The 377-nt window shown below is 60.5% G+C and carries 1 protein-coding gene; it reads right to left on the bottom strand.

What is annotated here, in order from left to right; genetic code table 11:
• Nucleotides 1–53: 53 nt before the first annotated feature.
• The coding region (locus tag AB4Y42_RS44375) for a cupin domain-containing protein (protein WP_368697914.1) at nucleotides 54–377 on the bottom strand (324 nt) is incomplete at its 5' end.

Below are 377 nucleotides of genomic sequence, written 5' to 3'. Positions count from 1 at the left end.
CTTCACGCCGCCCGGCGATGCCTTGGCGTAGTCCAATCTCATTTTCAAGCTCCTTACTGGTCGTTGGTTGTCAGTGCTGTGTCGTTCGAATCGACGACAAACACGGCCAGCAGTTTTGCCGGCGTGGTCTTGCTCGCATTGCGGCTGACCGGATGGCGCGAGCCGGGCTCCTCGAAGAACGCCTCCCCGGCCTTGTAGACGCGTTCCGGCTCATCGTTCACCTTGCTGGCGACGCTGCCTGAGACCACGTACGCATAGATGAACGCCGACTTCGCGTGGGTGTGAGGCAACGAAGCGCCCCCGGGCGGGTAAGTGACTTCCACGGCGATCACCGATTTGCCCGGAATGTTTGGAATTGCGTGCGAGAAGTTCGGCTT

Source organism: Paraburkholderia sp. EG286B (assembly GCF_040965655.1).
Taxonomy (GTDB): domain Bacteria; phylum Pseudomonadota; class Gammaproteobacteria; order Burkholderiales; family Burkholderiaceae; genus Paraburkholderia.
This window is presented reverse-complemented; position numbering and strand designations above follow the sequence as displayed.